The sequence below is a fragment of the Dietzia sp. DQ11-38-2 genome (assembly GCF_014145055.1).
Classification (GTDB): Bacteria; Actinomycetota; Actinomycetes; order Mycobacteriales; family Mycobacteriaceae; genus Dietzia.
In genome coordinates this window covers 1-3,760 of the sequence record NZ_JAALDW010000182.1, presented here as the reverse complement: position 1 = coordinate 3,760, position 3,760 = coordinate 1, and the positions used below count along the sequence as shown (strand labels likewise).

The 3,760-nt window shown below is 71.8% G+C and carries 4 protein-coding genes; 3 read left to right on the top strand and 1 reads right to left on the bottom strand.

The genetic code is table 11. From position 1 onward, the window contains the following. Positions 1-236: 236 nt before the first annotated feature. Positions 237-1,235 (top strand): NAD(P)H-dependent glycerol-3-phosphate dehydrogenase, encoded by a 999-nt coding sequence (locus G6026_RS06960; protein ID WP_107756670.1) that lies wholly within the window; start codon positions 237-239, stop codon positions 1,233-1,235. 10 nt (positions 1,236-1,245) lie between these two features. Then, positions 1,246-2,352, top strand: a complete 1,107-nt coding sequence (locus G6026_RS06955; protein WP_107756669.1) for a D-alanine--D-alanine ligase family protein — start codon at positions 1,246-1,248, stop codon at positions 2,350-2,352. Between the two features lie 9 nt (positions 2,353-2,361). Here the strand turns inward: G6026_RS06955 and G6026_RS06950 are convergent, their stop codons facing one another. Continuing rightward, the gene (locus tag G6026_RS06950) at positions 2,362-3,009 is read right to left on the bottom strand and encodes a DUF3515 domain-containing protein (RefSeq protein ID WP_107756668.1); all 648 of its coding nucleotides are present in this window, start codon (positions 3,007-3,009) and stop codon (positions 2,362-2,364) included. Between the two features lie 111 nt (positions 3,010-3,120). On the opposite strand from G6026_RS06950, the gene G6026_RS06945 reads away from it, so the two are divergent. Continuing rightward, on the top strand, positions 3,121-3,760 hold a 640-nt coding region (locus G6026_RS06945; RefSeq protein WP_241727970.1), incomplete at its 3' end, for an AIR synthase related protein.

Sequence of the window (3,760 nt, the reverse complement as noted above, 5' to 3'; positions counted from 1 at the left end):
GCGAGCTCGCGGCGGTCGGACGCGGGCATTGCGCGGGCGAGTCGGCTCTTGGCGCGGTCGAGCGCCTTGACGGGGACGACGATCGTCCACCCGCCGTCCGCCGCCCCGTGCCCCGACACCGTAGTCATCGCCCGCCATCCTGCCAGCAGAGCCTCGCGCGCGCGCCGGGCCGGGTAGCGTTTGCTCACGATCCACCGGCGAGGGCCCCGGTGGTGAACGACGAGCCGGGAGGCGAAATGGCGCGGGTCGCGGTGATGGGTGCGGGGTCGTGGGGGACCGCCGTCGGGAAGGTCCTCGCGGACGCGGGGTCGGAGGTCGTGATGTGGGCCCGCCGTGACGAGGTGGCACTCGGGATCAACGAGCGTCACTGCAACGAGAAGTACCTGCCGGAGACCGTGTTGCCGGCGACGGTCACCGCCTCGACGGACCCCGCCGAGGTCCTCGCGGGCTCCCACGAGGTCGTCCTGGCCGTCCCGTCCCAGAGCCTGAGGGGAAACCTCGAGACGTGGGTCGACCTCCTCGAGCCCGACGCCGGGGTCATCTCGCTGGCGAAGGGTATCGAGACCGGGACGCTGATGCGTATCAGTGAGGTCGTCGCAGAGGTGACGGGGTTGACGCCGGACAGGATCGCCGCGCTGTCCGGCCCCAACCTCGCGCGGGAGGTCGCCGAGGGTCAGCCCGCGGCGACCGTCATCGCCTGCACGGACGCCGACCGTGCCGCCCGCCTGCAGGACGCCTTCGCCACCCCCTACTTCCGGCCGTACACGAACTCCGATGTGGTGGGCTGCGAGATCGGCGGTTCCACCAAGAACGTCATCGCGCTCGTGTGTGGGATCGCCTCCGGCATGGGCCTGGGCGACAACACCATGGCCTCGTTGGTCACGCGCGGATTGGCGGAGTCGACGAGGCTGGGAGTGGCGCTCGGAGCCAACCAGATGACCTTCGCGGGGCTCGCGGGTCTCGGCGACATGGTCGCCACCTGCACCTCGCCGCTGTCCCGCAACCGCACCTTCGGAGAGCGACTGGGCAGGGGCGAGACCCTGGAGCAGGCACAGGAGGCCACCAACGGCCAGGTCGCGGAGGGGGTCAAGTCCTGTACGTCGATCCGTGCGCTCTCCCGGCAGGTAGGGGTCGAGATGCCCCTGACCGAGGCCGTCCACGAGATCTGCCACGAGGGGGGCGACGCCGTCGAGGTGGCGGTGCGCCTCATGAGACGCAGCACCAAGCCCGAGTAGCCTCGGCCCGGTGAATCGCATCACCGTTGCCGTCCTGTACGGCGGGCGTAGCTCGGAGCACTCCGTGAGCTGCGTGTCCGCCGGTGCCGTCATGGCACACCTCGACCCAGCCGTCTACGAGGTGGTCCCGGTCGGGATCACCGGATCGGGGACGTGGACCCTGGGTCCCGACGACGTCTCGGGCCTGCGGATCATCGACCGTGTGCTGCCGGAGGTCGACCCGGGTCGACCCCGGGTGGCACTCGGCCTGTCCGCCGACGACCGCGGGGTCCTGCGGTTCCTGGACGGTGAGCGCGCCGGCGACGAGGTGGCCCGGGTGGACGTGGTGTTCCCCGTCATGCACGGCACCCATGCGGAGGACGGCACCGTCCAGGGGCTGTTGGAGCTCTCGGGCGTCCCATACGTGGGCCCGGGGGTGTTCGCCAGCGCGGCCGGAATGGACAAGGAGTTCACCAAGGTGGTGTTGGGTGCGGCCGGACTGCCGATCGGCGAGCAGGTCGTGTTGCGTCCCGGGTCGGGGCCGGTGCCGGAGTCGGAGGTGGACCGGCTCGGGTTGCCGTTGTTCGTCAAGCCCGCCCGCGGTGGGTCGTCCATCGGGATCACCAAGGTCAGCGACCGGGGAGAACTCGACGCGGCCATCGCCGAGGCCCGCCGGTTCGACCCCAAGGTCATCATCGAGGCGGCCATCGTGGGTCGCGAGGTCGAATGCGGCGTTCTGCAGTATCCGGACGGCCGGGTGGAGGCGAGCCTGCCCGCCGAGTTGCACATCCCCGGGGAGCCGACCGGTCTGGACGGCGAGACGGAGGGCGACTCCTTCTACGACTTCGACACGAAGTATCTCGACGACGTCTGCACGTTCGACCTGCCCGCGCGGCTCCCCGCCGCGGAGACCGATCGCCTTCGGGCCCTGGCCGTCGAGGCGTTCCACGCCCTGGACGCGCGTGGGCTGAGCCGCGTCGACTTCTTCGTCACCGACCACGGGCCGGTGATCAACGAGGTCAACACCATGCCGGGATTCACCCCGATATCGATGTACCCACAGATGTGGGCGGCCTCCGGAGTCGACTACCGGACCCTGCTCGACACCCTCGTGCGGACCGCGCTGGCCGGGTGTTGACCGCGCGCGTCAGCTGATCGGCGCGGGCCGCGGTTCCACGGCCTCGAGGACGGCGGAGAGCGCGTCCGACAGGTCCTGGATCGGGCCCGTGCCGCCGGTCGCGGGGAGCGTGACCGCGATGTACTCCGGCCGGTCCACGGCCACCCAGGTGGACGACGTCACGGCCGGGTCCGGGTCCGGATCGTTGAACCACTGCACACCGTTGACCTCCTGGAGCGTCGACCCGACCGTGAAGGTCGGCGGTGCGGGCAGACCGCAGCGGACGACGACGGTCTCGGCGTCGGGCAACCGGTACGCCGCCGCGCCCGGGGGCGCGGGTTCGACGAACGGGACGCGGTCGGCCTCGCCCAGGGACTCCGGGAGAGACTCCAGAAGCGACAGGCACTCCTCGGATCCGGCGCCGGGGGCCGGGATGCTCACCGCGGTGACGGGCTCGCTCGCGGCGGTCTCGGCGGCCTCGTCGCTCATACTGCGCACCAGAACCAGGACCACGGCGAGCAACACCAGCGGGATCAGGACCGCCGCGATCACGACGACGGTCGAGACCGGTGGTCGGTGTCCACCGTCGGGCGTCAGGTCCTGCGATGCCGCGGGCCCGGATGAACCGGATGACCTCGCGTCGTGCCGGTCCCCCGAGTTCGTCTCCGTGGTGCGCACCTCGAGTCGTCCTCTCTCCTGCGATCGGCCGCCCGGGTCGCGGCCGCTAGCCTGTCGGCAACGCTACAGACACCCGCCGGAGCTCCCGGCGCCTGACCACCGAGGACACCGATGAGCGCTGCGAGCGACCGGCCACCGACCGTCGCCGAAGTCGGGGAAGCCGCGGTCCTGGAGGTGTTGAGCGGGCCGGGGCGGGTCGGCTCGGGCGATCCCGTGGGCAACGGGGACGACGCGGCGGTTCTCGGGCCCGCCGCGGCGACCGTGGTGACGACGGACATGCTGGTCGAGGGCACCCACTTCCGTCTGGACCTGACCACGTGGCGGGACATCGGTCGCCGCGCCGTCGCACAGAACGTCTCCGACGTCCTGGCCATGGGCGCCGACTGCTCCCGGGTCCTCGTGGCCCTGGCGGTGCCCGGCAGGACGACCATGGAACAGATCGGTGAGCTGGCCGCCGGAATCCACGGAGAGGCCGCGCGATCCGGTGCGGAGGTGGTGGGCGGTGATCTCACCAGCGCGACCCTCGTCGTCGTCGGGGTCACCGCGATGGGCACCCTGCCGGACGGCGCGCGCCCCCTGCGGATCGACGGCGCCGCCCCCGGAGACCGAATCGCGCTCACCGGTGAACCCGGTCGGTCCGCCGCGGGGTTGGCACTACTGCTGGCGGGGCACCACGACGGCGCCCTGCAACAGGCCCACAGGGTCCCCGAACCCCCGATCGGTTCCGGCAGGGCGGCCAGGCTCGCCGGCG

Excerpts from the sequence above, each read along its gene's own strand:
- G6026_RS06960 (WP_107756670.1), top strand. The coding sequence starts at position 237 with ATGGCGCGGGTCGCGGTGATGGGTGCGGGGTCGTGGGGGACCGCCGTC.